17 protein-coding genes and 1 tRNA gene are annotated in these 26,162 nt (G+C 63.2%); 4 read left to right on the top strand and 14 right to left on the bottom strand.

The genetic code is table 11. The features are described from left to right. Positions 1 to 60 precede the first annotated feature (60 nt). The 4 genes from KUF59_RS22435 to KUF59_RS22420 are packed head-to-tail and all read right to left on the bottom strand — an operon-like array spanning position 61 to position 7,757. Positions 61 to 966: a hypothetical protein gene (locus KUF59_RS22435; protein WP_212461119.1), complete on the bottom strand. Its 906-nt coding sequence runs from the start codon at positions 964 to 966 to the stop codon at positions 61 to 63. Beyond that, on the bottom strand, positions 966 to 4,112 hold the full coding sequence (locus tag KUF59_RS22430; protein WP_212461118.1) for an efflux RND transporter permease subunit: 3,147 nt from the start codon (positions 4,110 to 4,112) through the stop codon (positions 966 to 968). Before KUF59_RS22430 ends, KUF59_RS22435 begins: the two co-directional genes overlap by 1 nt. Before the next feature lie 46 nt (positions 4,113 to 4,158). Continuing rightward, the gene (locus KUF59_RS22425; protein ID WP_212461117.1) at positions 4,159 to 4,638 is read right to left on the bottom strand and encodes an efflux RND transporter periplasmic adaptor subunit; all 480 of its coding nucleotides are present in this window, start codon (positions 4,636 to 4,638) and stop codon (positions 4,159 to 4,161) included. Beyond that, complete coding sequence (locus KUF59_RS22420; protein ID WP_212461116.1) at positions 4,635 to 7,757, bottom strand: efflux RND transporter permease subunit; 3,123 nt, start codon at positions 7,755 to 7,757, stop codon at positions 4,635 to 4,637. Before KUF59_RS22420 ends, KUF59_RS22425 begins: the two co-directional genes overlap by 4 nt. A 577-nt stretch (positions 7,758 to 8,334) precedes the next feature. Here KUF59_RS22420 and KUF59_RS22415 point away from each other — a divergent pair. Further along, the gene (locus KUF59_RS22415; RefSeq protein WP_212461115.1) at positions 8,335 to 10,164 is read left to right on the top strand and encodes a hypothetical protein; all 1,830 of its coding nucleotides are present in this window, start codon (positions 8,335 to 8,337) and stop codon (positions 10,162 to 10,164) included. Positions 10,165 to 10,289: 125 nt separating this feature from the next. Next, a complete protein-coding gene (locus KUF59_RS22410) occupies positions 10,290 to 10,583 on the top strand; it encodes a hypothetical protein (RefSeq protein ID WP_212461114.1) in 294 nt (97 codons plus the stop codon). A gap of 513 nt (positions 10,584 to 11,096) precedes the next feature. Here KUF59_RS22410 and KUF59_RS22405 read toward each other — a convergent pair. The 4 genes from KUF59_RS22405 to KUF59_RS22390 all read right to left on the bottom strand — a co-directional run bounded on the left by KUF59_RS22405 (position 11,097) and on the right by KUF59_RS22390 (position 15,132). Further along, positions 11,097 to 11,186 (bottom strand) — tRNA-Ser (locus KUF59_RS22405). A gap of 293 nt (positions 11,187 to 11,479) precedes the next feature. Beyond that, positions 11,480 to 11,800 carry a hypothetical protein gene (locus KUF59_RS22400; protein WP_212400791.1) on the bottom strand — a complete coding sequence of 107 codons (321 nt, stop codon included), beginning with the start codon at positions 11,798 to 11,800 and terminating at the stop codon, positions 11,480 to 11,482. A gap of 425 nt (positions 11,801 to 12,225) precedes the next feature. Continuing rightward, complete coding sequence (gene ilvD / locus KUF59_RS22395; protein ID WP_212461113.1) at positions 12,226 to 14,076, bottom strand: dihydroxy-acid dehydratase; 1,851 nt, start codon at positions 14,074 to 14,076, stop codon at positions 12,226 to 12,228. 168 nt (positions 14,077 to 14,244) lie between these two features. After that, positions 14,245 to 15,132, bottom strand: coding sequence for a VOC family protein (locus KUF59_RS22390; protein ID WP_212461112.1), 888 nt, complete (start codon positions 15,130 to 15,132; stop codon positions 14,245 to 14,247). 749 nt (positions 15,133 to 15,881) lie between these two features. Here KUF59_RS22390 and KUF59_RS22385 point away from each other — a divergent pair. Further along, positions 15,882 to 18,128, top strand: coding sequence for a TOMM precursor leader peptide-binding protein (locus tag KUF59_RS22385; protein ID WP_212461111.1), 2,247 nt, complete (start codon positions 15,882 to 15,884; stop codon positions 18,126 to 18,128). Between the two features lie 48 nt (positions 18,129 to 18,176). Further along, positions 18,177 to 19,598, top strand: a complete 1,422-nt coding sequence (locus tag KUF59_RS22380; protein WP_212461235.1) for a SagB/ThcOx family dehydrogenase — start codon at positions 18,177 to 18,179, stop codon at positions 19,596 to 19,598. Between the two features lie 20 nt (positions 19,599 to 19,618). On the opposite strand, the gene KUF59_RS22375 is transcribed toward KUF59_RS22380, so the two are convergent. Genes KUF59_RS22375 through KUF59_RS22350 form a run of 6 tightly spaced genes read right to left on the bottom strand, consistent with a single transcriptional unit; the run spans position 19,619 to position 25,866 of the window. Then, entirely contained in the window at positions 19,619 to 20,476 is an 858-nt protein-coding gene (locus KUF59_RS22375) for an ABC transporter permease (protein WP_212461110.1), read from the bottom strand. Next, positions 20,473 to 21,402 (bottom strand): ABC transporter permease, encoded by a 930-nt coding sequence (locus KUF59_RS22370; protein WP_212461109.1) that lies wholly within the window; start codon positions 21,400 to 21,402, stop codon positions 20,473 to 20,475. The genes KUF59_RS22375 and KUF59_RS22370 overlap by 4 nt, the downstream gene beginning before the upstream one ends. Then, on the bottom strand, positions 21,402 to 22,391 hold the full coding sequence (locus KUF59_RS22365) for an ABC transporter ATP-binding protein (RefSeq protein WP_212461108.1): 990 nt from the start codon (positions 22,389 to 22,391) through the stop codon (positions 21,402 to 21,404). The genes KUF59_RS22370 and KUF59_RS22365 overlap by 1 nt, the downstream gene beginning before the upstream one ends. Then, entirely contained in the window at positions 22,388 to 23,371 is a 984-nt protein-coding gene (locus KUF59_RS22360; protein ID WP_212461107.1) for an ABC transporter ATP-binding protein, read from the bottom strand. The genes KUF59_RS22365 and KUF59_RS22360 overlap by 4 nt, the downstream gene beginning before the upstream one ends. Positions 23,372 to 23,375: 4 nt before the next feature. Continuing rightward, a complete protein-coding gene (locus KUF59_RS22355; protein WP_212461106.1) occupies positions 23,376 to 25,013 on the bottom strand; it encodes an ABC transporter substrate-binding protein in 1,638 nt (545 codons plus the stop codon). A 31-nt stretch (positions 25,014 to 25,044) separates the two neighbouring features. Beyond that, positions 25,045 to 25,866 carry a sugar phosphate isomerase/epimerase family protein gene (locus KUF59_RS22350; RefSeq protein WP_212461105.1) on the bottom strand — a complete coding sequence of 274 codons (822 nt, stop codon included), beginning with the start codon at positions 25,864 to 25,866 and terminating at the stop codon, positions 25,045 to 25,047. Positions 25,867 to 26,162: the final 296 nt, after the last annotated feature.

Below are 26,162 nucleotides of genomic sequence, written 5' to 3'. Positions count from 1 at the left end.
GCTTCTGGACCCGTCGCACGGCGACAGGTCGTGAGGAGCCGACACTAATGGACCGTTGGCTCATCGTTCATTGGCCTCCCGTGCTCGTTCGCCTTGCGCCAGTTCAGCGGGCGGCGTGCGACCGTAGAGATAAGCGCGCTTCTCAATTGCCAGGGTCTCGGCGCGCGCCTTTGCCTGCACATCAGGGGTGAGCTTGACGACCTCGCGGAGCTCCAGGGTTTCGCGCAATTTCTCCCGCTTGCCCTTCCAGCCAACGCGGATGTAGCCGACCCCAGGTGCGTAGTATTTGAGCTGCTGGGCGTCAGGCCCTTCCTTCGTGCTGCTCTCCGCGATCACCAGGACGTCCTTGTAGCAGCCGACCGGGACACAGGTTTTCTGACCCACCTGGTCTACCTTGGCGCGGTCCGACCAGTTGATCGGGGGCGGCGCGTAGCCTTGAGAATAACTGGGCGTCCCGGGCTGCGGGTCAGCCTTCATCATGATTCCGGCACTCGCACCTTCCAGGCCGGCGATCCAGGCGTGGGCGCCGACGAAATCCCCTTCCTCGTAGACTTCGACTAGCTCTCCCAGTTGCCAGACGTTTCCATCCTTGTCCTGCGCGAAGAAAACAATCTCCGATTCCTGGATCTCGCCGTCCTTGTAGTCGACATCCCATACAACGACGGCCCGCACACCGTTGACGAGCTTGGTGAGGTCCGTCACTGTCTGCACCACGCGATGAGGAACGCGCGTCTTTTCCTCTCGCGTGAACCCCTCATAGATCATCTGCATCCCCGGCTGCAGCGGGAACCATTTGTTGTCGATCTTGGTCGAGTTCTCGAAATTATTGCGATCGAAGGCCTCCAATTTGACCTCGGGGGCACCGCCCTTCTGTGCCGTGACACCGCTGTGGGAAAGCGTGAGACATGCAAGAGCCATAACGACGGCCAAGGTCTCCCGACGCAATCTGGTCCCGTGCTCGGCCATCAGGCTCTCCCCTGTACCGGTTCCGGACCCGTTAGATTGATCGCCGGCTCAACTGTGCCACGGCCGAAACGGAGATAGAGCGCAGGCAAGATGAACAGATTGAGCAGCGTCGATGTCACGAGCCCGCCCATGATGACCACGGCCATCGGATACTCGATCTCATGGCCGGGCAAGTTGCCGAAAATGATCAGCGGCAGAATGGCGAGCCCGGCGGCTCCAGTCGTCATCAGGATCGGGCGCAACCGCTCGTTTGCCCCGCGAAGCACAAGCTCCATGCCGAACACTGCGCCCTCGTAGCGTTCAAGGTGCTGGAAGTGGTTGATCATGATGATCCCGTTGCGTGCCGCAATACCGAGCACGGTCAGGAAGCCGATCAACGAGCCGAGGGAAACGATTCCGCCTGCTAGCCACGCCGCCAGGACACCGCCCACCAGCGCTGAAGGAAGCGTGAGGAAGCTGAGCGTTGCCAGCCGCCAGCTGCCAAACGTCTGTTGCAGAAGCACGAATATGACCGCGAGCGCCAGCACGCCAAGCATTTCTAGCCGTGCGCGAGCGGCTCGAAGTTCCTGATATTCGCCCTGCAGCACCGCGTAGTAGCCGAGCGGGAACGACAGCCTGTCCAGCCGCGCCTGGACATCCTGGGCGACCGCGGCGAGATCGCGGCCCCGGACATTCGCCTCCACGTCAATCCGGCGAGAGCTCGCCTCGCGCCTAATAATGTTTGGCGTCGGCTGAATGCTGACGTCGGCCACCTGCTCCAGCCGCACGCGCTGGCCCGTCGGCGTGTCGATCTGCATCCCGCGCACAGAGTCGAGGCTGCGGCGGAATTCCGGCGGGGTCCATACCTGGACGTCATAGGTGCGTCCCTCGAGGAAGATGTCGCCGACCTCCTCTCCGGCCATCAGGGTCGCAGAGGCGCGGCGGGCATCGCCCGGCTTCAGGCCGTAACGTTGAGCCTCTTCCAATTTCAGCGTGACCTGAATGTGCGGCACCTCGACGATCAGCTCCTTGTGCAGGTTGACGAGGTTGGGAACATCGGCGAGTGCCGCGCGGACCTCCTCCGCCTTGTTCCTGAGGACGTCGAGATCCGGGCCGAAGATGCGGACGACGATCGCCTCCCCGGCGCCGGTCAGAACCTCGCGAATGCGCTCCTTCAGATAGGTCTGCACATCGCGGTAGAGGCCCGGATAACCCTCCACCATTTCGTCGATCCTGGCATGCGTCTTGTCGTAGTCGGCATCCTTGCCGATGCTGATCCAGTTCTCTCCGAAGTTGACGCCGACGACCTCGTCGGCAGCGAACGCCTGACCGATATGTGCGCCGAAATTGCGTACCCCGGGAATGGCGCGCAGCTCCTTGCTTGCCCGGGTCGTGATGCGCAACATCTCAGGCAGCGAAGTATCGGGCGAGGTGACCCAGTGCATCAGAAAATCGCGTTCCTTGAACGACGGCAGCAGTGAGTGCCCGAGCAACGGCCAGACGACGATCCCCGCCAGTGTCACGGCGCCGACGGTGATGAAGGCCGGACGCGGCGTTCGGGTGACACGCTCGAGCAACGGCGGGTAGTGGCGCCGCAGCCAGACGACGAGCGGCGATTCGCGCCCCTCGAGCCGCGCGTTGTCCAGCAGGATCAGGCAAAGCGCCGGCGTCACCGTCATCGCCACGATGAGCGAAGCCGCGATCGCGAGCACATAGGCTCCAATCAAAGGCTTGAAAAACGACCCTGTCAGACCCTGCATGAACAATACTGGCACCACGGCCGCGACCACGATGAGGGTCGCAGAGACGATCGGCGCGCGCACCTCGAGGGAAGCGTCCAGAATAATGCGCGCCGTGCTCCGCACATCGCCCGCCTGCCGCGCGAGACGCAGGCGTCGCATGATGTTCTCGACATCGAGGATCGCGTCATCGACGACGATTCCCAACGCGATCACGAAGCCGGCCAGCGTCATTGTGTTGACGGTCGCGCCCGACATGAACAGGACCAGGGCGGCTGCGAGCAGCGACAGCGGAATGGCGACGATGCAGACGATCGCGGTGCGCCACTCGTAGAGGAAGATGACGATAATTCCCGTAACCAGCAGGCAGCTCAGCAACAATGCCCGTGACAGATTGTCGATGGAGTCCTCGACGAAGGTTGCCGGTCGAAAGATTGTCGTATCGATCTCAACCCCCGGAAGACCCGGCTTCATTTTCTCCAGCGCATCCTCCACCCCGCGGGTAACCGCAAGCGTGTTTCCCCAGGGGAATTTTTCGACGATGAGCATCAGCCCCGGGCCATCGTTGATGACGGCATCACCGATCATGCCCTGCGGTGCATAGACAAGGTTTGCCACCTCATTCAGCAACAGCGGCTTGCCGTCCTTGGTCGTCACCGGCACCTTGGAGAGTGTCTCGGGTGTCACGCCGGACGCGGCAAAGATCAGTTGAAAGCGCTGATTGGGTGTTTCGACGAAGCCGCCGGTGCCGATATGCGCGCCGCGGGAATAACGCAAGAGACCGACGTCAAGGGCATCGGAAACCGCCTCCTGCACCTGGTCGAGCGTGACATCCGCCGCCGCCATCTTGTTCGGGTCCACCATGACCTGGAGCATCTTGAGCTGCTCGCCCCAGATCGCGACGTTCGCAACCCCGGGAACGCCGAGCAGCCGCTGCCGGATGGTCCAATAGGCCAGCATCGACAGGTCCATAACGGACTTGTCTTGCGAGGTGATGCCGATCTTCATAATCCGACTCGTCGAGGACAATGGCGGCATCATGAAGGGCGGCGCCGCCCACGTCGGCAGGGTCTTGGACGCGAGCGCCATGCGCTCGCTGACGAGTTGACGTGCCCGGATGCCGTCGACGCCGGATTTGAAGATCAGGAGGATCGACGACAACTGCCCCACCGACTTTGAACGCATCACATCAATGTCCGGAACGCCGTTCAGCGCGTTTTCCAGCGGCACGGTGACAAGTTGCTCGACTTCGGCGGATGAGAGCCCAAGGCAGATTGTCTGGATCTCGACGCGCGGCGGCGCAAATTCCGGAAACACATCTACCGGCACGTCCTTAAGGCGCACCAGGCCAAACCAAGTCAGCACCACGCCGAGGGCGAGGACCAAATAACGAAAGCGCAGACTCGATGCTATGACCAGCTTCATCATCGCAAGACATCCCCCTCAGGCCTTAGCCGTCATGGAGACAACCAACCTAATGACCTACCTTCACCTCTGTCCCGAACACTTGCGGTACCCCTGCGGCGAGCACTTTCGTGCCGACCGGCGGCCCGTCGCTCAGGTACACATTGTCGCCCTTGATCGTGTCGATCTCGACCGGTCCGCGCACGAAGGTGAGCGGCTCGGCGCTGATATAGACCCACGTCTTTCCCGAGAGGTCGTAGAGAACCGATGCATAGGGGACGATGAGCCGCCCCGACGGGTCCGCGCGCACCTCGTCGATCAGAATACCGAGTCGTTGCGCCGCCTTCGGCGTTAGCGTTATCTTCTTGATCTTAGCGTCGGCCGTGACTTCCACTCGCGCAGGCGCGTTGCCCGTCGTTTCCGCGGCCAGAGCTGAGACACAGCACGTCGCGAGGACTGCGGCAGACATCGCCGCCGCCAATATACCTAAGTGGGCCATGACACGTTTATCCTTCCTGATCGCAATTGAAAGGAGCCGCTCGGTGATCATGACGCGGTCTCCATCTCAAGATCGATGCGGTCGTTAATCCAGCCGGCTGCAAACCGCACGTAGAGCGCTGGAAGCATCAGCAACGTTCCAAGCGTCGCGGTGACAACCCCACCCAAGACGACGACCGCGAGTGGGTGGGCAATCTCAAGTCCCGCGACGTCGCCCATGACTGCGAACGGAAGCATTAGAGCGAGCGTCGCGATCGATGATGTCACGATGCTCGGGAACTGCTCCCGAACTCCTCGACGCACCAGCGCCGCACCGAACGGCTCACCCTCGTTCAATTGCAGATGCTGAAAATGGGCGACGAGACCGACACCCTGTCGGACCGTCAACGCAAGCACCGCCGCCAGGCCCATCAGCGAGCCGAGCGAGAGGGTACCCTCCTCGGTAACCGGGATCACCGCCAGGCCACCCAGCACCGCGATCGGGACACCAAGCAGCGACAATGCAGTGAGTTTCCAGCTACGGAGCACCGCCTGCATGAGCAGGAACATCACGACCGCCGCCGCCACTACGTAAGCGTATATCGACCGCAGGGTGGCACCCTGTTCCTTGTATTCGCCCAGCACCTCGGCCCGATGTTCGAACGGGAAAGCAACCTGCTTGACTGTCCTGGCGACGTCCTCTGCCACCTCGCCGAGGGCCCGCTCATCCACTTTTGCCAGCACGTCGATGCGGCGCGAGGCTCCCTGGCGGCGGATAATGCTGGTCGCTGGCGTAACCCGGACGTCGGCCACCTGGGCAAGGCGAGCCTGAGACCCGTTCTCACTGATGATCATCAGATTCCGGATGTCTTCGATGTTGTCGCGCAGTTCCGGGCGCCCCCAGACGACAACGTCGAAAACCTTCTGTTCCTCGAACAGCGCACCGACGGTGATGCCACCGACCAGCGCGGATGTCGCCCTGCGGACGTCACCAGGCTTCAAGCCGAAATCAGCCGCTCGGTCGACATCGACCTTGACCTCGATCGCGGGTTCCTCGACCTGCAGTTCGACTCGGGCGTTTTCGATGCCTTGGATCTTCGCAATGGCCGCGCGGATCTCTTCGGCCTTGATGCGAATGACATCGAGGCTCTTGCCATACACGCGCACGGTGATGGAATCCGGATCGCCGGTGAGCGCCTCACGCAGCCTGGTCGACAGGTATGTCCCGACCTGCCCGCGCATTCCGGGATAGGCGGTGACGGCGGCTTCCACGGCATCGACCACGGTTTCATAGTGCGCCTTGGGATCGATGTTGACCCACACTTGCCCCGTATTCACGTCGGTTGCGTGCTCGCAATTGCAAAGCAGCGCGCGTCCGAGATTGGCGTGCGCATTCTGCACGCCCGGGATCTGCTTGAGGTCCTGGATCAAGCCCTCGGTCGAGCGCATCATCGCTTGGAGCGAGGTGCCAGGCGGCCCCTGCCACTCGATAAGAAGATCAGTCTCCTTGAAGCTTGGCACCATGTTGCGTTCCAGAGGGGTCACGATCGCAACGCAAGCGATCGCTGCCGCAACGGCGACGCCGATGCTGGCGATCGGCCAGCGGGTGACGGGGTCGCCCACCCGATCAAGAATTCCGGCCCATCGTTCGATCGGCCTATCACCCCTCGCATTCTGTTCGACATTGACGAGAAGCAGCGCGGCCAGCGCAGGGGTCAGGATCAGCGCCACTAACATCGAGACGGACACGGCGGCGATATGGGCCCACGCCATCGGCGCAAAGAATGCCGCCGACCGGCTCTGCATGAACAAGACGGGAAGCAACGCGAGCACGACGATCAATGACGCATAGACCATCGGCCGACGCGTTTCGAGCATCGCTCGGGCGAGGACGAGGAACCTCGATTGTCCGTCGCGAGGTGCCCGTAGCCGGCGCAGCAGATTGTCTGCGTCGAGAATGCCGTCATGGACCACCACGCCGGAAGCCATCAAGAGCCCGCCGATAACCATCATGCTGAGCGAAATCCCCGCGGCCTGCAGCAGCAGCACGGCCGAAACGAACGACAACGAAATGGCGGCCAGCGCGATAGCGGCCGCCCTCCAGCTGCTAATCAGGAGGCCAAGCACGACCACGACCAAAACGACCGACATAGTTGCGGCGGTGCTCAGGTTACGCGTCGCACGTTCGATGAAGCTCGCGGGATGATAGATCGCCGTGTTGATCTCGATGCCGGGGAGCCCTGGCTTCAGTTCGTCGAGTGCGCGCTCGACGCCGCGCGTCACGTCCGAGGTGTTGAAACCGGGGAACTTCTCGATGGCCAGCATTAGGCCCGGCCCTTCGCCGACGATGGCATCGCCGATCAGCGCCTGATGCCCTTCAGCAAGAAGGGCAACGTCGCCAACGCGCACCGTCGTGCCGCTCAACGGCACCTTGGCGAAGGTGCCTACGGTGGAGATCGGCAGCTGGTGGCGAATGCTGAGCCGCTGGTTCGGTGTTTCGATGAAGCCGCCAGTGCCCGGCGTGGATGAGTTCAGGTAGGTCAGCGGCGACGACCACACCGCCTCACCAGTGGTCTTGATCACCTGCTCCAGCTTGACACCCTTCTTCAGCAGGTTTCGGCCATCTACAAGCACCTGCACCTGCCGCTCGCGCTGCCCCCAGATCGAAACGTTCGCGACTCCAGGAACGCCGGCGAGCCGCGGAGCGATGTTCCAGCGCGCCTGAATGGACATGTCGATCAGCGAGACGGATTTCGAGCTCAGGCCGATATTCATCACTCGGCTGGTTGAGGACACCGGCTGCAGCATGACCGGCGGGCTGGAGACGTTCGGCAGGGCGTGCGCCTGCGTCAGTCGTTCCTGCACCATCTGGCGCGCCTTCATCAGATCGGTGCCGGGCGCGAAGATCATTTCGATTGTCGAGAGTCCCGCCATCGATTCCGATTGGATGAGCTGAAGCCAAGGGACGCCGTTAAGCAGATCCGCTTCCAGCGGCACTGTGATCAGCGATTCAACCTCGGCGCTAGAGAGACCAAGCGATTCCGTCTTCACAGTGAGCGAGGGGAGCGCAAGTTCGGGGACAACATCCAACGGCTTGTCCCTGATGCCGATGGCGCCGAAGATCAGCAGGCCAGCAGCGACAGCCACAACAAGAGTACGCAAACGCGCGCTAGAGGAAATGAGCCACAACATTCTCGCCCCCTCTTTTTACCTCCGATTGTAATCAAACTCCGATTGCAAACGTCTGCTGAACTACTAGGTGCTCTGGTTTCCATCTCGTTCGCAGGGAACCGCGATCATCTTCCCCTTGGGAATGCCGCGAACCGCAGCTTGTCTGGCGCTATCCGCAAAATTTTTGCGCGTGCACTGAAGGGGTCGTATATTACGGCCTTTGCTTGACTAAACCCTGCGAGACATTTTGACGCACATACTTTTGGGCAGGTTCGGCCAACTGGGGCAAGCAATGCTACCCATTCGGTTAGGGGGCATTACCAAATTGGGTTACGTCCCTCGCATCATCCGACTACTCCACGTTGCAAATCTCCTGATGAGATGGATTTGACGGCACTTGCCAGACCAATTCGCTCGCACGCGGGTAACTGCCCGCCAGAGTGATTAGTGTTGTCTCAGCGCCATCGACGCCCTTCCGTTAACGACTTCTTCTGTTGTCTGTTGTCGACTTGACGGATGAAACGTTGACTATGCATGTTTCTCTGTATGCACGAAATGGTTGTGAGCGAGTTGGCCCAGTAGCGAGGGGAGACCGCGCATGAACTCTGGCAAACGAGATGAGTTCGTTGCTGGATCCGGACGGCAACGGCAGGTGAAAGCAATCAGAGCGGTCGAGTCGACGATGGACGGTCGGCGGCCCTACGTCATGTGTCGGTTGATCGTTGGCGGAGCGCCAGTATTCTTCAGCCTTGCCCTGCTTGTCCCTTCTTATGCAGCCGCTGCGGAGAGCGAGGAGATCGCAGTTCTCCGACGGATGCTTGGGGAGTTGAAGACGGAGAATCGAAAGCTGTCCGAGCGTCTCAGTGCGCTGGAAGGAGCGGCAACGCCAAAGCGCAGCGCGCCGCGTGAGCGCGCGATACCCGGCGCAACAGCAACGGCGCCTGCCGCAACTGAGGTGAAGCCAGCGCGGCCCGCCGAGGCATCAGCCGCCGCCCTGCCCGCTCCGGATTTGACCGAAGCAGGAGCAAAAAGGCCGCTCGCAGCACGCGTGAACGACCTGGAGATCGCCTGGGGCGCACAGGAGAATGCGACACGACAGATTATCGCAGATACGCTCAACAAGACGGGACCGAAGATCAACAACTACCTCTCCCTTAGCGGGGTCGTCGAAGGGATTGCCTCGCGCACAAACAATTTCAACGGCCCCACCCAGGAAAACCTGCAGTTGGGCACAGCCGAACTCGACTTCGATATCAAGCTGAGCGACTGGCTGACTGGCGCATTGGTACTTCATTTCGACAGCGGCACCGGCGCGATATTTCCGACCGGGAACCAACCCGTCGTGCCTAACGTCCCCGGCACCGGCGTTGATCGCTTCACGCTTGATCGGACTCACATTCTGGTCGGCGACTTGATGCAATTCCCGATAGCTGCCCGCTTCGGGGTCGAGACGCTGCATTTCGGTACGTCAACCGGCGTCGCACGTCTGGATACCCTCTCGATCGGCACCCCTCTGACGACCGAGGTGTTTGAAAACCGCCAGACGGCAGGAGGTTTGGAATTCGCCTGGCCGACCCCTCCTCTGCGACCGCTGCCCGCGCCTGTGGTCGTTCCCAAGGTCAATCCGCTGGTGGTCGCACCGGCAGTTCAGCAGATCGCGCGCTGGATGGGCTACACCCCGCCTCCTCAGCGGCCGTTCAAGCCGCTACCGGTGACCCCCCCGCTCGAGCCGGCACCCTTCTATGGCTCGGTCATGACGTACAGGGGCAGCGACAGCATCATACCCGGCCGCACCAAAATTGACGATTACAACGCTACACTTGGTTTCCGCACGAGCGGCCATTGCGGCTTGCCATATGAGCAGTTGAAGACGTCGCTGATCTGTCCGTGGACCCTTGATTTCCATGTCGACTATGACACCTCCGTGTTCGAAAGCAGATTCCTGCATGCGTCCTACCTGCCATTCCTGCCGGAGATCGGACGCGTTCCCGGAGTGGCCGCGAGCGTCAAAACCAGTTTTGGCCCGTTCGCGGTTGTTGGCGAGGTGAACGCCGCTCTTCGGTCAGCTCAGTTCATCGATGGGCTCGGCATTCCGAGGAACATGACGCCAATGACATGGCAGGCTTCGGTTGCCTACCAGTTCGATTGGAATCCATGGGTGACGGAGATTGGCGCGCAGGGTGATTTCATCTCGTTGGGATATTCCGGCAGCAAGGACATGGCTGGCGTGTTGATTCTGCAAAACGGCGTGCCGACTCGAATCGGATTCGTCCCGCAACACCGGCTGTTCCTCACCGCCGGCGAGTGGGTGATGGACGGGCTGAAAATCGCCGTCGAATATTCCGCCAACTGGGACTATTCAACGAACGTCGGCGGCACGGGTAAGCTCGCGCATGGTGCGTTCGGACTGCTCCAGCTCAACTTTTGATCCGCCGCTCCCAGAAGCCATGCGTCTTCGTCGAGAGACAGTCGAACACCATCCGTCGAGTAGTTCGATGCTCGCGGCCAGGGTTGAGTCCCGAACGCCACTCGCCCAACTGAAGGGATAACTCCATGAAGGCCATCGCGCCGGGCGCATTCGGTGCCGCGCTGCTCGCGTCTGCCGCTTCCGCCGCCCCCCTCAGCGCGACGACGATCGGCTCCGCCGAAGTTTCCAACGTCGACCAGGTCGGCCTGGTCTGCAACGAGTATTATGGACGCTGCTGGCGGACCCGGGGACCGCGCTACGTGCTGCGCTATTTCTACGACCCCAGCTACTTCCCCGGCCGGGGCTACAACTACTACGCTGGTCCCGGCTACTACGATCGCCGATACGGCGGACCAAGGTTCATCATTCGCGGCTGGTAGCCAGGAAGCAAAGGGCCGCTCTCAGCGCAAGCAAGCTCAAATTCCCAGCCCCGCGTCTCCGCGAATGTTCGTCAGATCGCTCCCCCGCACGGCTCGCTATGCGATTCATATCGTCGTGACGCGTCGTAAGTGCGCTCAAGAGCGTTGAGTGCAGGATCGACTTGCCGAGACCTGATTTGGCGCGATGTCTGGAATTGGCCCAAGGGAGGCCACACCTTAATCGGACGTTATCGCAGGTGTTCAGTCACTAGGGCGATTTTGACGGATTGCGAATTGCCCTGCCCTGCTCTTCAGGTCGGACGTAGTCCCAAGTTTGGGCGGGTCGATTCGTAGCTCGCAACCGTAGCTGTTCACGCGAACCTCAGGCGGACTGTCGGAAATTGCTGACAGTCCAATGTCTTGGCTATCCCGGTTTGGAGGAGCGGTGGCGAACTGCGAAGTACAGCTCTTCGACGCAAGCCACTGATTATGCTGTGGAGTCCGAACGACTGCGAACAGAGGAGAACAATGTCCTGGCGGAAGGGGTGGGATTCGAACCCACGGTACCCTTGCGGGCACGCCGGTTTTCAAGACCGGTGCCTTAAACCACTCGGCCACCCTTCCGTTGCCGGAATCCCAGTCGCTTAACGCAGGCGGCCTGCGAAGGCAACGCGAACTTGCCCGCGCTCAGGCGGCTTGCGTGTTGTTTTGTTTGATTTGTCAGGCCCGCGTCAGGTCACCGGCTTAGGTTGCCCGGCTCTTGCTTTCGCAATACCTGAATCGGCGGCGCCTCCCAGGGTGCCGCTGGTGACGAGGCCCGGTTGGATTCGCCTCCGTTCCGGGCCTCGTTTTATCCTCTTTATCGGAGCATGATCTTTCGGAAAACCGCTACACACTTTTCCGGATCATGCTCAATCTCAATAGCCGCAGCTCGCGCAGCGCGGGGCGACCGGCTGGTAATAGGAATAGCCCGGCGAGACCATCTCGACGCGCTGGCGGGTGGCGTATTGCGGCGGGATGCGCTCGTACTGCACGCCCTCGGGCGCGACCATCACGGTCTGCGGCACCATCACGGTGCGGTACTGCGCCGGCGTGCGATGCGCGACCACCGAGCCCGGCGACACCATGACGGTCTCATCGACGGTGCGGTACTGCGGCGGCACGTATTGCTGCTGGTAGCAGGTCACGCACGGCGCCGGCTGGTAGCAGTTGTAGCAAGCGGACGCCGCAGAGGTCATGGAGAGCGCGGCGAGCGCCGTGGTGAAAGCAATAGCGATCGTACGAGACATGTTGATGGTGCCCCAGTTGCCCGAAATGATTTTTGGATCCGAAGGTCGGCCGGGCGCAGTATACGTCGCGAAATCAAGACGCGAGGAAGTTCGTTGCGGCATCCTTAACGCGACCGCGTAATGTCAGCTCGTATGTAAGGATTTGTTGACCATCGAGAGTCAGTTGCAGACCCGCACCCCAAGCTCGTCATGCCCGGGCTTGTCCCGGGCATCCACGTTCTTCGTGCTGTAGGAGAGATCGTGGATGGCCGGAACATAGGCGAGCGGAAGCGACGCCGTCGTTCGGACGGCTATGCCCGGCCATGACGATTCGGAAGCCTCCGCGAACAAGCGCGAGAGAGTCGAATGCAATCGCCCTGCTCGCACTGCTCAGTTCAGTTCGTCCGCCGCTTCACCTCGCGCACCGCGCCGCGCGCGGCGCTGGTGGTGAGCGCGGCATAGGCCTGCAGCGCGGTCGAAACGTTGCGCTTGCGGTTGGCGGGCTGCCAGGCGGCATCGCCCTTCGCCTCTTCCGCGGCGCGGCGCTTTGCCAGTTCCTCGTCGGAGACCTCGAGGCTGATGCTGCGGTTCGGGATGTCGATCGCGATGCGGTCGCCAGTGCGCACGAGGCCGATATTGCCGCCCTCGGCGGCTTCCGGCGACAGGTGGCCGATCGACAGGCCCGAGGAGCCGCCGGAGAAGCGGCCGTCGGTGACGAGCGCGCAGGCTTTGCCGAGGCCCATCGATTTCAGATAGCTCGTCGGATACAGCATCTCCTGCATGCCTGGGCCGCCGCGCGGGCCTTCATAGATGATGACGACGATCTCGCCGGCTGTGACCTTGCCGCCCAAAATGCCCTCGACGGCGGCGTCCTGGCTCTCGAATACGCGCGCGGAGCCGGAGAATTTCAGGATCGAGGCATCGACGCCGGCGGTCTTCACGATACAGCCGTCCTGCGCGAGGTTGCCGTAGAGCACGGCAAGTCCGCCGTCCTTGCTGAAGGCGTGTTCGAGATCGCGCACGACGCCCTTCTCGCGATCGGTGTCGAGCTCGTCGTAGCGGCGCTCCTGGCTAAAGGCGACCTGCGTCGGGATGCCGCCGGGAGAGGCGCGATAGAAGGTGCGCACGGCCTCGCTCTTCGAGCGCTTGACGTCCCAGCGCTCCAGCGCGTCCTTCATCGTCGGTGCGTGCACGGTCGAGACCGAGGTATCGATCAAGCCAGCGCGATCGAGCTCACCCAAAATGCCCATGATGCCGCCGGCGCGGTGCACGTCCTCGACATGGACGTCGGCGACCGACGGCGCGACCTTGCAGAGCACAGGCACGCGTCGTGACAGGCGATCGATGTCGCGCATGGTGAATTCGACCTGCCCTTCATGAGCGGCCGCAAGCAGATGCAGCACCGTGTTGGTCGAGCCGCCCATCGCGATATCCAGCGTCATCGCGTTCTCGAACGCCTTGAAATTCGCGATGTTGCGCGGCAGCACCGAGGCATCGTCCTGCTCGTAGTAGCGGCGCACGATGTCGACGATGGTGTGGCCGGCCTCGACGAACAGGCGCTTGCGGTCGGCGTGGGTTGCCACGACCGAGCCGTTGCCGGGCAGCGCAAGGCCGAGCGCCTCGGTGAGGCAATTCATCGAATTGGCCGTGAACATGCCCGAGCAGGAGCCACAGGTCGGGCACGCCGAACGCTCGATCACCTTGACGTCCTCGTCGCTCACCTTGGAATCGGCGGCCGCGACCATCGCGTCGATCAGGTCGACCGCGTGGGTCTTGCCGTGCAGCTTGACCTTGCCGGCCTCCATCGGACCGCCCGAGACGAACACGGCGGGGATGTTGAGCCGCAGCGCCGCCATCAGCATGCCGGGCGTGATCTTGTCGCAATTGGAGATGCAGACGAGGCCGTCGGCGCAATGGGCGTTCGCCATGTACTCGACGCTGTCGGCGATCAATTCGCGCGACGGCAGGCTGTAGAGCATGCCGTCATGGCCCATGGCGATGCCGTCGTCGACCGCGATCGTGTTGAACTCCTTGGCCACGCCGCCAGCCTGCTCGATCTCGCGGGCCACGAGCTGGCCGAGGTCCTTCAGATGGACGTGGCCGGGGACGAACTGGGTGAAGGAGTTGACGACCGCGATGATCGGCTTGCCGAAATCGCCGTCCTTCATGCCCGTCGCGCGCCAGAGGCCGCGCGCGCCCGCCATGTTGCGGCCGTGGGTGGTGGTGCGGGAGCGATAGGCTGGCATGGCGGTTTCCGTCCTTGTGCTTGAAGGGGCGGGGTTATTTCCGCCCGGACCTTTCCGGCCGGATACCGCAGGGGTCCCGCCAGCGCAACGGGAACTTGGCGAAAATGGGTCAAACGGCCGCATTCGCAGGGGTCCCCTGCTCCCGGCGCGGGTAAACTGACACTCCAGCTATCGTTTCGGCTTGGGCAGCACCATTCGCCCATGCGAGGCCATGCCGCCCCATTTGGCGGACCATCCGACTTCCGAGGCCGAGGATGGCTCAATGCTTGTCTGACCTCGCCCACCCTGCAGTGCAAACAGCGCGCCCTGGGGATCGAGGCATCGCGCGATCCAGCAGCCATCGGGTAGTTCGATCGGACCCTGGAGGATCCGGCCTCCACCAGCACTTATGTGCTTCGTGGCAGCGCCGATGTCGTCGACGTTGAAGTAATGCAGCCAGCTCGGCTGCGCGACGCTCGGAAATTTTGTGAGCATGCCGCCGACCGTCTGCCCACCGGCCGAAAACAATTGATACAGGTCCGCCGGATCGGTCTGAGCATCGACCTTCTGCCAACCAAACAGCTCTCTGTAGAAATCGAAGATCACGGTTCGGTCGGCGGCCAACAGTTCGTGCCAGCCAACGCGCCCCGGCTCGTCGATCCGGCCGGGTTTCCATCGGCCATATCCGGGTTCCTCGATCAGCCCGAACGTCGCTTTCTGGGGATCAGCGACGACTGCTATTCGGCCAATATTGGTGTCGGTCGGCGGCACAAAGATCGTGCCTCCGAGATGCCTGACCTGCGCGGCAGTCCCCTCGAGGTCGACGACGGCGACATAACCGATCCATCTCGGTGTTGCCCCCAATCGCCGCCCCTCCTCCGGGAGATCCATCAATCCGCCAACCGGCGTGCCGCCGCTACGAAGCACCGTGTAAGCCAGCTCAGGAGTGGTCTCATCCTTCAAACGCCAGCCGATGGTCTTGCGATAAAATGCGCCCGCCGCCGCGACATCCGTGGTCAGGAGCTCAAACCAAGCGAACCCCCCCGGTTGATCTGCCACGCCGATCTCTCCGTTCAAGCTTCGGTGCGATTGCGGCACTGCACCAGGCTGGACGCGCGCAGTGCGTAGAAGGCGATGCGCTCTGTCAACGGGACGTGCCGATCGCGTTCATGAAGATGAATACATCCTGAACGTGCAGCGCCATGTTTTTGTGCGCGCGATTCTTGCTTGCCCTATTTTCAAGGCGTAGACTTACCGCGGCTGGGATGCTTCTTGCAATGCTCGGAGGTCGACCATGCGGCAGGCGAAGCAATCTTCAAAAAAGAAGAAGCGAGTCACAAAGGTCACCATGCCGGCACTAGGAGCCGCAGGGTTGACGTTTTCGCTGGCGGGCGGCGCGTCAGCGTCGGTCGCGCCGACACCTGACACACAACATGTGCCGAACTTCGGACCAGGTCAGGCCATCATGCTCGGCGAAGAGGAAATGGCAGATGTCAGCCTCGCCACGTTCCATCTCTTCGACAAGGAAGATTTGAGTGGCCGCGTGCAGGTAGCCTGGCGCGGATGCGGCGGTTGTCGCGGATGCGGCGGCTGTCGGGGATGCCGGGGCTGCCGATGCGGCGTCGGTTGCCGATGCGCCGGCTGTGCCGTTGGTGTGGTAGGTTGCGCATCATGTGCCGTCGTCACATGCGCAGGCTGCTGCGCATCATGGGGCCGCTGCCGCTGGTGCTAGGCCTTGGCGTGTGTTCACAGTAAATGAGTCATTGGCCGGCCTTGAAACAAGGTCCGGCCAATTGCTTGAGTAGCAGGATCAGCGTGCTGACTCGATGACTGGCAACCGCAAGACCCGAGTTGTACGGCAGATCCGCAAGGATTTTCTGCGATTTGCACCGAACTTCACCGCCTACGCACTGCCTCCCGGTGCGGTTTGCCTCTATTCCGAGGATCGCAAGTTCTTCCTGCACGGCGAACTCTACTGCGCCCTGGCCACCGCGATCGGACAGCAGGGCAAGGCCAGGCCGGAGATCGTTCGCCAGCTTTCGAAGCGCTTCCCGGCCGACAAGATCGAGGAAGCGATCACGCGACTGCTCGATCGCCGGTATGTCGTTGCGCAAACCCCGCAAGCATTCGACGAGGCCGTCGGCGGGTTCTGGGCAAGCCTCGGCCTGTCTTTGGAGGTCGCGGAACAAAATCTTCGCGATTGCTCCGTCCGGGTCGAGTCGATTGACGTCAAAGGTGCCAAGGAGCTGACCGCGGCGCTGAGCAAGCTCGGCGTTCAAATCGCCAAACGCTCGCCGAAGCTCACGATCACGCTGGCGAACGATTATCTTGACCGGCGGCTCGCTGAACTGAACGAGGAACGCGTGACCGGCAAGTCGCGCTGGCTGCTGGTACAGCCGTCCGGCGCATTTCCGCTAGTCGGGCCCGTGTTCAAACCGGGCGAGAGCGCCTGCTGGACCTGCCTGTTCGATCGCATGATCCGCAACCGGGAGATCAAGGGGTTTCTTGATCGGGGACCGGCGCGTGCGGTCGCGCTATCGCCGCTTGTCCGCGAGAGTGTCGGACGGACCGGCATCCATTTCGCAGCCGTCGAGATCGCCAAGGCGATCGCCTCGGGTTTTCGCACCGATTTGCGCGATCACATCGCAAGCTTCGATCTGACCGGTGCCACCATCGCCAAGCACTACGTCGCGCGACGCCCGCAATGTCCAACCTGCGGCAGCAAGAAGCTGAGCAATCCGCGTCGATCTCCAGCCCTGGTCGAGATCGCCGAGGGCAAGAGGCTCGTCATGACCAGCGGTGGATATCGCACCGTGACATCGCGGGCCACGGTGTCACGCTTCCGCAAGCATGTGAGCCCGCTGACAGGCGTGGTGACCAGGCTTGAACGGATCGACGCCGATCTGCCGATGAATACCAATTATTTCGCCCAGCACAATTTTTCCGCACCGGCCCGCAGCATCGACCAGCTCAGGTCGGGATTGAGCGGCGGCAGCTTTGGCAAGGGCTCGACCGCCGAACAGGGCGAGGCTAGCGCGCTGATGGAGTCGATCGAACGCTATTCAGGCATCTTCCAGGGCGACGAGATCAGGATGATGCGGCGTTTTGCCGATTTCGCGCCGGGCGAGGCGCTGCTTCCCAACGATGTCCAGCTCTTCAGCGAGACGCAGTTCAAGACCAGGTTTCTCCAGGAGCCGGACGATTCCCATCCGGTTCCCGAGCCCTTCGATCCCTCCACCAAGACCGAGTGGTCGCCGGTCACTTCACTGCGCGACAAATGCTTCAGATATTTGCCGACTGGTCTGCTGTACTTTTTCTATGGCGGCTTTCATACGGATTCCAACGGCTGTGCGGCCGGCAACACCCGCGATGAGGCCATCGTCCAGGGGTTTCTCGAACTGGTCGAGCGCGATGCCTACGCGATATGGTGGTACAACCGGGTGCAGCGCGCCGAAGTTGATCTCGAGCAGTTCGACGATTTCTATGTACAGGACCTCCAGGCCCAATTTGCGGAAGCCGGGCGCAAGCTGTGGGTGCTCGACATCACCAGTGATCTCGGCATTCCGACTTACGTGGCAATCATGCACTGGATGCAGAATGGACACGAGAATATCGAGTTCGGCTCCGGCGCGCATTTCGACCGCCGCATAGCCCTGCTGCGCGCCCTCACCGAGCTGACCCAGTTCATGTCCGTCGGCATGATGGGCGGCCAGAGCGGCGAGAAGCCGACACTGGACGGCGTCACGCCGCTGCGCCTGGAAGACTATCCGTTCCTGACACCCAGCGATCGCCCGATCGTCCCCCCGGCGCCGAGCCTGGAGCTTCACGACAATACGCGCGACCAGGTCATCGCCTGCGTCGAGATCGCGGCACGCGCAGGTTATGATTTCCTCGTGCTCGATCAGACGCGCCCCGATGTCGAGGTACCCGTCGTCAGGGTGGTCGTTCCAGGCTTGCGTCATTTCTATCGCCGCTTCGCGCCCGGCCGCCTCTACGACGTGCCGTTGAAGCTCGGACTGTTGGAGCGGCCGCGGCTGGAAAGCGAGCTGACAACGTTCCTCCCACACACCTGACGGGGCTGCTCCTTGGTGCGCGCTCCCCAGAAAAAGCCGACCCGGAAGATCGCGCCGGCCATAGCCGCCCGCTTGAGCCACGGCTTCTCGCTTCAGCTGCAATCGGACGGGAGCATTGCAGCGTCCCTGGGTGACTATTCCGTCAATCTCGGCCGCTTCAGCGAACCCGCATTAAACCGCGCGCAGGACTTGGTCACAGGTCTTCCGCTCGAATCCTTTGCGGGCAGGAGCGTCCTCGCCCGAGAGGTCGATGCTCTGGTGCGTCGGTTGGCCCGGCATGGGCTGCTCGAATACCGCCTCTCCGCCCCGCGTGGCCGGCAGGATCTCGTCGTCATCGAGCCGCAGCTTGCGGATTACTGGCCGCAACGCGCAAAACTCGGCAACCGGGATCTTGTCGTCCTATCGCGCTTTGCCTATCTGCGCCGGCGCGGCAGCGAGATGGTGCTGGAATCGCCGCGCGCCGGTGCGCTGTTCCGGATCGGCGATCCCGCCATCGCTGCGACCCTTGCCGCACTGTCGCAGCCGCGAAAGATCAGCACGCTCGATCGGGCGGCCTCCTCCATGCTCCATCTGCTTGAACTGCTGCTGGACTGCCGGATCCTGCTCAAGCTCGACGCGAAAGACGGACACGGCCTGCGGCTCGATGAAGGCGACGGCCATCTCGTGCTCTGGGATTTCCATGATCTCGTGTTTCACACCCGCAGCACGGAGGGTCGGCAGGCCAATCCGGTCGGCGCCGCCTACACCTATGCTGGCGTCGTTCCGCCGCTCCCGGCGGTGCGTCCATCCTGGCCCGGCCGCAGGATCGACCTGCGCAAATTCTCCGGCCCGGAGCCAAACTGCCCGTTCGCAACGTTGTTGCGCGAGCGCCATTCGACCCGGGATTTCGACGATCATAATCCCATCACGCTCGGCGAGCTCGCACAGTTTCTCGAGACCACCGCGCGCGTGCTGTCCGAATGGAAGAGCGACCCGCATGTCGACGGAGCGCCGGAGGTCGCCTACAGCACAAGGCCGTATCCGTCGGCTGGCAGTGCCTATGAGCTGGAATTGTACCTGACCGTCATCAACTGCGAGGGGCTTGCGCGCGGGCTCTACCATTACGATGCCGGGAGCCACGCGCTTGTCGCGATCAACGCTTCCCCAGAACAGCTTCAGGCCCAGGCGATGGCGGCCCAGTTCGCCATGGACGCGCCCGGCCAGCCGCAGATCCTGATCACGATCGCCGCGCGCTTTGGCCGGATCTCCTGGAAGTACAGCGCCATCGCCTATTCATTGATCCTGAAGGACGTCGGCACCCTCCTCCAGACGTTCTACCTGGCGGCAACCGATATGGGCCTCGGTGGCTGCGCGATCGGGACCACCAACATCGATCTGTTCGCAAAAATAACGGAGCTGGAATTCCATGTTGAGGGCCCGGTCGGTCAATTCGCGCTCGGGCGCGGCAGGACGCCGTTAGTCTCAAGCTAGGCGCCAATCCTGGCGCGGAGCTATTGCAGCGTCGGATCGAGCCGGTCGCGGAGCCAATCACCGATCACGGAGACCGACAGCGTCGTCACTACGATCGTGGTGGCCGGCGCCAGCATGATCCAGGGCGCCCGCGTCAAATATTCGCGACCGTAGCCGACCATGTTGCCGAGGCTGGTCATCGGCGGCTGCACCCCGAGGCCAAGGAAGGACAGGCCGGATTCGAGCAAGATCACCTCCGGAAAGACCAGCGTCGTCGAGACGATCAGGGTCGAGGCGATGTTGGGCAGGATGTGCCTGAGATAGATCCGCGACGGCATCGCGCCGAGCTGCCGGACAGCGGCCGCGTACCCTTGCGCGTTGGCCGAGATCGCCAACCCTCGCGCAATGCGGGCGTAGCGTTCCCAGCCGAACAGGCCCATGAGGCCGACGAGCAGCGTCAGCGAATTGCCGAAGAAGGCGAGCACCGCCAGCGCCAGGATCAGGAACGGCATGCTGGCCTGGAAGTCCGCAAGCATCAGCACGAACTGCTCGACGATCCCGCGGAAATGCGCGGCGAGGAAGCCGAGCAGCGTGCCGACGACCGCCGAGATCGCAGTGGCGCCGAAGGCGATCAGCAGCGAGATGCGGATGGATACGAGCAGCCGGGACAGCACATCGCGGCCGAGTTCGTCGGTGCCGAGCCAGTGCGCGACATTGCCCGGCGCGGCTCGATTGCGCAGATCGAGCTGGGTGAAGCCATAGGGCGCGATCTTCTCGGCGAGGATGGCAACCAGCAGCATGGCAATGATCCAGCCGGCCGCGATCGCGACGGACACCGGAATCCTTGGCAGACTAAGGCGCCGGCCGACGGCCGCGTCCTTGAGCGTCGCGTCGGTCATGCGTGCGCCCCTTTGGCGCGCAGGCGCGGGTCGAGGAACCCGTAGAGGAAGTCGACGATCAGATTGGACGTCACCATGGTCATGGCCACGAGCAGGAGGATGCACTGCACGACGGCGAGGTCGCGATTGGCGACGGCAACGACGAGGAGCCGCCCTACCCCCGGCCAGGCAAACACGCTTTCGACGACGACTGCGCCCGCGATCAGCGTCCCCACCATGAAGCCCAGGATCGTCACGGTCGGGATGGCCGCGTTCGGCAGCGCGTGCGAGGTCACGACCAGGCGCCAGGGCACGCCCTTGGCCGAGGCGGTGCGGATATAGGGCTGGCCGAGCACCTCCAGCATCGCGCTGCGCGTGAACCGCGCCAGCACCGCGGCGCCGCCAAGGCCGAGCGTTGCCACCGGCAGAATGGCATGTCGCCAGCTCTCCTGCCCGCCCGACGGCAACCAGCCCAGTTGCACCGCGAAGACCAGCACCAGGACGAGCGCGAGCACAAAACTCGGCACGGTAAAACCTGCGACCGCCGTGATCATTACCACGCGGTCGATCGCCGAACCACGATGCAGAGCGGCGTAGATTCCGGCGGGGATGCCGACGCCGACCTTGAAGAACAGAGCCGGCAGCGTCAGCATCAGGGTTGCGGGAATCCGCTCCAGCACCAGCGCGATCGCGGGTCGTCCGTCGCGCATGGAGCGGCCGAGCTCGCCCTTGGCGATGGCGCCGAAATAGTCGACGTACTGCATCCAGATGGGGGCATCGAGACCCCAGGCTTTGCGGAAGGCTGCGATGACCTCCGGCGGCGCCTCCGGTCCCATGATCATCAGCGCGGGATCGCCTGATAGCCGCAACACGACGAAGGCGAAGGTGACGACGAGGACGATCGTCAACAGCGCGCGGAAAATGCGGATCGCAAAGAAGCGGATCATCACGCCGCGTCCCGGCTCTGCGCTTGCGGTCCCGCGACGAGATGGCAGGCCACCTGCCGGTCGCCGGAGATCGACGCAAGCTGAGGCACCTCGGTCTTGCAGCGCGCGACGGCGCGCGGGCATCGCGGATGGAAGGCGCAGCCTGCGGGGCGCGCGGCCGGGTTGGGCGGATCACCGGCGAGCACAATCCGGCCGGCGCTGCGGCGGCCCGGCGCCGGCGAGGCTGAGACCAGTGCTTGCGTGTAGGGATGCTCTGGCCGCGCGAACAGATCGTCGGCGCTGCCATATTCGACGATGCGGCCGAGATACATCACGGCGACGGAATTGCTGATCTGGCGCACGACCCGCAGATCGTGGCTGATGAACAGCATGGTCAGCGCAAGCTGGGCCTGCAGATCGGCGAGCAGATTGACCACCTGCGCCTGGATCGAGACGTCGAGCGCGCTGACGGGTTCGTCGCACACCAAAAATTCGGGGCGCGTCGCAAGCGCCCGCGCCAGCACGGCGCGCTGGCGCTGGCCGCCCGAGAGCGCGCCGGGGTAGCGGGCGCCATGCTGCTCGGTCAGTTCGACGGAGCGTAGCAGTTCTTTGACACGCGCCTCGCGCTCGGTGGGCGTCGCGATGCCGTGAATGTCGAGCGGCTCGCGAATTTGCTCGGCGACCGGCAGCCGACGATCAAGTGCGCCAAGCGGGTCCTGAAAAATCATCTGCATGCGTGCGCGCTGTGCACGCCATTGCGGCGTCCCCGCCCCCGCGATCGGGGCACCGTCAAAACGCACCTCACCGCGATCGGGCGGCTCGAGCCCGAGCACGATGCGGCCGGTGGTCGATTTGCCCGATCCGGACTCGCCGACCAGGCCGAGTGTCTCGCCCTTGCGGATCGTGAGCGACACACCGTCGACGGCATGGACGTCCACCGTGCGGCCGAACAACCCGGCGCGCATGGTGTAGGTCCGCGCAATCGCGGACACTTCGACGAGTGCGCTCATTCAGCGGCAATCCCGAGCAGCGCCTTGCGTGACGCCTCGGCGTTGACGCAGGCGACCGTCCGTCCATCGCCAAGCGGCGCGAGGCGCGGTGCTGCGCGCAGACATGCCTGCTCGACCAGGCCACAACGCGGTGCGAAGGCGCAACCGTTTGGCATTTTCTGGGGATCGGGCACCGTGCCCGGAATGGCAGTGAGCCGGCGGCGCGGACCGTCGAGCGGCGGCAGCGCGCCGATCAGGCCCTGCGCATAGGGATGCCAGGGATCGGCGAAGAGATGCGCCGATGGCGCCTGTTCGACGATCCGGCCGGCATACATCACGGCGACGCGGTCGCAATTTTCCGCGACCACGCCGAGGTCGTGGCTGATCAGCACCATCGCCATGCCCATCTCGCGGCGAACTAACGACAGCAACTCGAGGATCTGGGCCTGGATGGTAGCATCGAGCGCGGTGGTCGGCTCGTCCGCGACCAGCAAATCAGGGTTTCCGGCCAAGGCCATCGCGATCATGATGCGCTGGACCTGCCCGCCGGAGAATTCATGCGGATATGCCGAGAGGCGGCGGTCCGCGTCGGGAATGCCGACGAGATCGAGCAACCGGCGCGCTTCGGCCTTCACGGCTTCGCCGGAGAGACCACAATGCAGCGCCAGGGCTTCGCAGAGCTGCCTGCGAATGGTCAGCACCGGATTGAGCGCGCTCGCCGGATCCTGAAAGATCATGGCGACCCGCCCGCCCCGTACCTGATCGAGCAGCGCCTGCGGCGCGCCCAGAATCTCGCGGCCGTCAAGGCGCACCGAGCCCGCAACCCGCGCGTGGCGCGGCAGCAGGCCGAGCGCGGCAAGCCAGGTCACCGACTTGCCGGAGCCGGATTCGCCGACGAGGCCGACGGCCTCGCCCTTCTGCACGGCGAGATCGACGCCGTGCAGCACGGACACGCCGCCAAAGGCGACGGTGAGCCCCTCGATGCTGACCAGCGGCGACACCGGATCAGACCTCAAAGTTGCCGGCGCGGAAGTCCATCGCGAAGGCCGGCGAGGCCTTCCACTTGATCGACTTCGGCTTCGCCGTGAAGGTCGCGTTCTGGTGCAGCACGGTGTAGGCGGGATCCTCGCGCTCGGCGATCTCGAGCATGCGCCGGAACGCCTTCTTGCGCGCGTCTCGGTCGGTCGAGGTTTCGAGGAATTCGGAAAGCGTGTTCAGCTCGGCGTTGGTCCACTCGCCGATCTGCTGCTGCTGGCCGTTCGGTCCGTGCTGGGCGACCAGCGAGGAGACGGGGTCGTTGAAGGCGGCCGAGTTCGACCAGTCGCGCACGGCGCGGCTCGGGGCGCGCTCCATGATCTGCGACCAGTTCTCCTTGGTCTCGATCTGCACGTTCAGGCCGACCGACTTCCACATCTCGACCAGGATCTGCGCGGTCGCGACCTGGTTGGTGTAGTAGTTGTTGAGCAGGCGATAGGGAATCGGATCGCCCTTGTAGCCTGCCTGCTTGAGCAGGTCCTGCGCGAGCTTTGGATCGAAGGCCGGCACGCTCCAGTCGGACTGGAACATGTCGCCGTAAAACTCCCATTGCAGCCCCTTCGGCACGCGGGTGCGGCCGGCCCACAGGCTGTCGACGATCGCCTGGCGGTCGATCGCATGCGTGAAGGCGCGCCGCACCAGCGGATTGGCGAGCACGGCGTGGTTCTTGTCGAACACGGTGAGGCGGTGATTGAGGATGGTGCCGCCCTGCACTTCGAACGCCGCATTCTTCTCGATGCCGGCGATCTGGTCCGGCGGGATATCGCAGGCGAACTGGTACTCGCCCGACAGCAGCCCGTTGATGCGGCTCGCCACTTCGGGCACTTCGAGGAAGCGGATGCGCTTGAGCGGCGGACGACCGCCCCAATATTCGTCGTGTGCCTCGAGCGTCAGCGACACATCCGGCTTGAGCTCGACGATCCTGTAGGGACCGGTGGTGATCGGCTTGCGTGCCCAGTCGAGATAGCTCGCGGCCTCTTCCCAGGCGCGGCGGTTCATGATGTCGGAACCGTAGCGCGACAGGCGCCCCTCGATCGTGACGTCTGGCGTCGCGTTGTAGAAGCGCACCGTGTACTTGTCGACGGCCTCGACGCGGACGAGATCCGGCCAGATGCGGCGCGCCACGGCAGGCACGTCCGGCGGTAGCTCCTTGCTCGGGCGCGGCGTCGGGATCTTCTCGAACGCCTTGATGGTGGTGCGGCTCTTGGCCTCGGTCTCGCCGAACATGCGCTCGCGGCTGAAGGTGAAGACGACGTCTTCCGACGTCATCTCGTCGCCATTGTGGAATTTGACGCCCTGGCGGAGCTTTACCTCGACGGTCTGGTCGTCGATGCGGCGCCATTCGGTGGCAAGTCCGGGCACGGCTTCGAGGTTGCCGCGGAAATTCTTGGAGATCAGGCCTTCCCAGATCGAGGAGAAGAACACGCGCTCGCCGACATTGGACTGCTCGCGCAGCACATCCAGCACGTTGGAGTTCGTCACCTTCTGGACGGCGATGGTGACCGACGGACGGTTGTCGCCCTGCGCGATCGCAAAGCGCGGCAGCGCGAGCAGGCCGGCGCCGGCTGCACTGGCCTTGAGGATGGTGCGGCGGTCAAGCTTGTTCATGGCAATGATCCCAGTTTGAGTTTTTGGGCGCTTATTCGGCGAGGCCAAGCGACTTCAGATGCGCCGCGCCGGCACGAACGTTGTCATGGTTGCGCAGCTCGAGGATCAGCCGCGGACTCGAGTTCAGCCGGCCGAGTGCGCGGAACACGGCGCCCCAGGGGATGTTGCCCTCGCCCGGCGCCCAGTGGCGGTCGGCAAAGCCGTCAGTGTCTTGCAAGTGGACATGGGTCAGCATGTCACCAGCGGCGTCGACGTAGTAGTCGACCGGCGGCGCGCCGGTGGAAACATGCGCGTAGTTGGCGTGGCCGGTGTCCAGCGAGACGCGGACCTTGGCGCTTTCCAGCGATTTCGCGAGCCGCACGCGATCGCGAGGATCCTTGTCCTCGATGTTCTCGATGACGATCTCGCACCCGATCTTTTCGGCACGCGCGATCACCTCGGCCAGCGTCGCCCTCACCCGCTCGACCAGATTGCTGCGGTTGTCGGGATAGAGATCGAGATTGTTGTGATCCCAGGTCGTGAACGGCGAATGGATCACCATCTGGGTGGCGCCGAGGAACTCGGCGGCGTCCAACCCCTGCAGCAGCCGCTTTGTGACCGCCTGCCGGATCATAGGATCGTGGCTGTCGATCTTGAAGCCCCAGAACGGACCATGGATGCCGAGCCGGCCCGTATGACCGCTTAGCAACTGCTTGATCTCGCTTGCGATGCTGCGCCAGTCGCTGTCGAGCAGGTCGGCGCGGAAAAAATCCTGAATCTCGAGATCGCGCTGGCGTTCCAGCAGCCAGTCGCGATGCGCGGGGATCGATCTGATGGACAGAGCAGCGCCCAGCACGGGCAGCGCAGCCGACATGTTCTTTTCTCCCTTGGCCATCGCGTGACAAGGGCAGCGCTAACGCAGTTCAGTGACAGGCCGGTGAAACTCAGGTTCGCGTCGCGGAAGGAGATGTGGACATCCGAAGATGCCGCATCATTGGGCACGACGCCGATTGCAAACTTCGTATCTCCGTAGTGTCGCGGATAGAATTCCTATCTGAGATCGCGTATCTCCCGCGCATCGATCGGCGGCGCTTCAAGGCATCACCTTCTGATCGCGCATCATGGGTTCGGGGGATCTCATGGGGCTGGGAATAGTGGGCTGGGGCAATA

Origin of the sequence: Bradyrhizobium arachidis (genome assembly GCF_024758505.1) — a bacterium.
Classification (GTDB): Bacteria; Pseudomonadota; Alphaproteobacteria; order Rhizobiales; family Xanthobacteraceae; genus Bradyrhizobium; species Bradyrhizobium manausense_C.
The sequence above is the reverse complement of the archived record's forward strand: the minus strand, read 5'-3'. Positions and strand labels throughout refer to the sequence as shown.

What these genes read in the sequence shown, in the direction of transcription:
- KUF59_RS22400 (WP_212400791.1), bottom strand. Translation starts at nt 11,800, where the DNA reads ATGACCTCTGCGGCGTCCGCTTGCTACAACTGCTACCAGCCGGCGCCG.
- KUF59_RS22435 (WP_212461119.1), bottom strand. Translation starts at nt 966, where the DNA reads ATGGCCGAGCACGGGACCAGATTGCGTCGGGAGACCTTGGCCGTCGTT.
- KUF59_RS22430 (WP_212461118.1), bottom strand. Translation starts at nt 4,112, where the DNA reads ATGATGAAGCTGGTCATAGCATCGAGTCTGCGCTTTCGTTATTTGGTC.
- KUF59_RS22355 (WP_212461106.1), bottom strand. Translation starts at nt 25,013, where the DNA reads ATGAACAAGCTTGACCGCCGCACCATCCTCAAGGCCAGTGCAGCCGGC.
- KUF59_RS22425 (WP_212461117.1), bottom strand. Translation starts at nt 4,638, where the DNA reads ATGATCACCGAGCGGCTCCTTTCAATTGCGATCAGGAAGGATAAACGT.
- KUF59_RS22350 (WP_212461105.1), bottom strand. Translation starts at nt 25,866, where the DNA reads ATGTCGGCTGCGCTGCCCGTGCTGGGCGCTGCTCTGTCCATCAGATCG.
- KUF59_RS22375 (WP_212461110.1), bottom strand. Translation starts at nt 20,476, where the DNA reads ATGACCGACGCGACGCTCAAGGACGCGGCCGTCGGCCGGCGCCTTAGT.
- ilvD (WP_212461113.1), bottom strand. Translation starts at nt 14,076, where the DNA reads ATGCCAGCCTATCGCTCCCGCACCACCACCCACGGCCGCAACATGGCG.
- KUF59_RS22385 (WP_212461111.1), top strand. Translation starts at nt 15,882, where the DNA reads ATGACTGGCAACCGCAAGACCCGAGTTGTACGGCAGATCCGCAAGGAT.
- KUF59_RS22370 (WP_212461109.1), bottom strand. Translation starts at nt 21,402, where the DNA reads ATGATCCGCTTCTTTGCGATCCGCATTTTCCGCGCGCTGTTGACGATC.
- KUF59_RS22420 (WP_212461116.1), bottom strand. Translation starts at nt 7,757, where the DNA reads ATGTTGTGGCTCATTTCCTCTAGCGCGCGTTTGCGTACTCTTGTTGTG.
- KUF59_RS22410 (WP_212461114.1), top strand. Translation starts at nt 10,290, where the DNA reads ATGAAGGCCATCGCGCCGGGCGCATTCGGTGCCGCGCTGCTCGCGTCT.
- KUF59_RS22415 (WP_212461115.1), top strand. Translation starts at nt 8,335, where the DNA reads ATGAACTCTGGCAAACGAGATGAGTTCGTTGCTGGATCCGGACGGCAA.
- KUF59_RS22365 (WP_212461108.1), bottom strand. Translation starts at nt 22,391, where the DNA reads ATGAGCGCACTCGTCGAAGTGTCCGCGATTGCGCGGACCTACACCATG.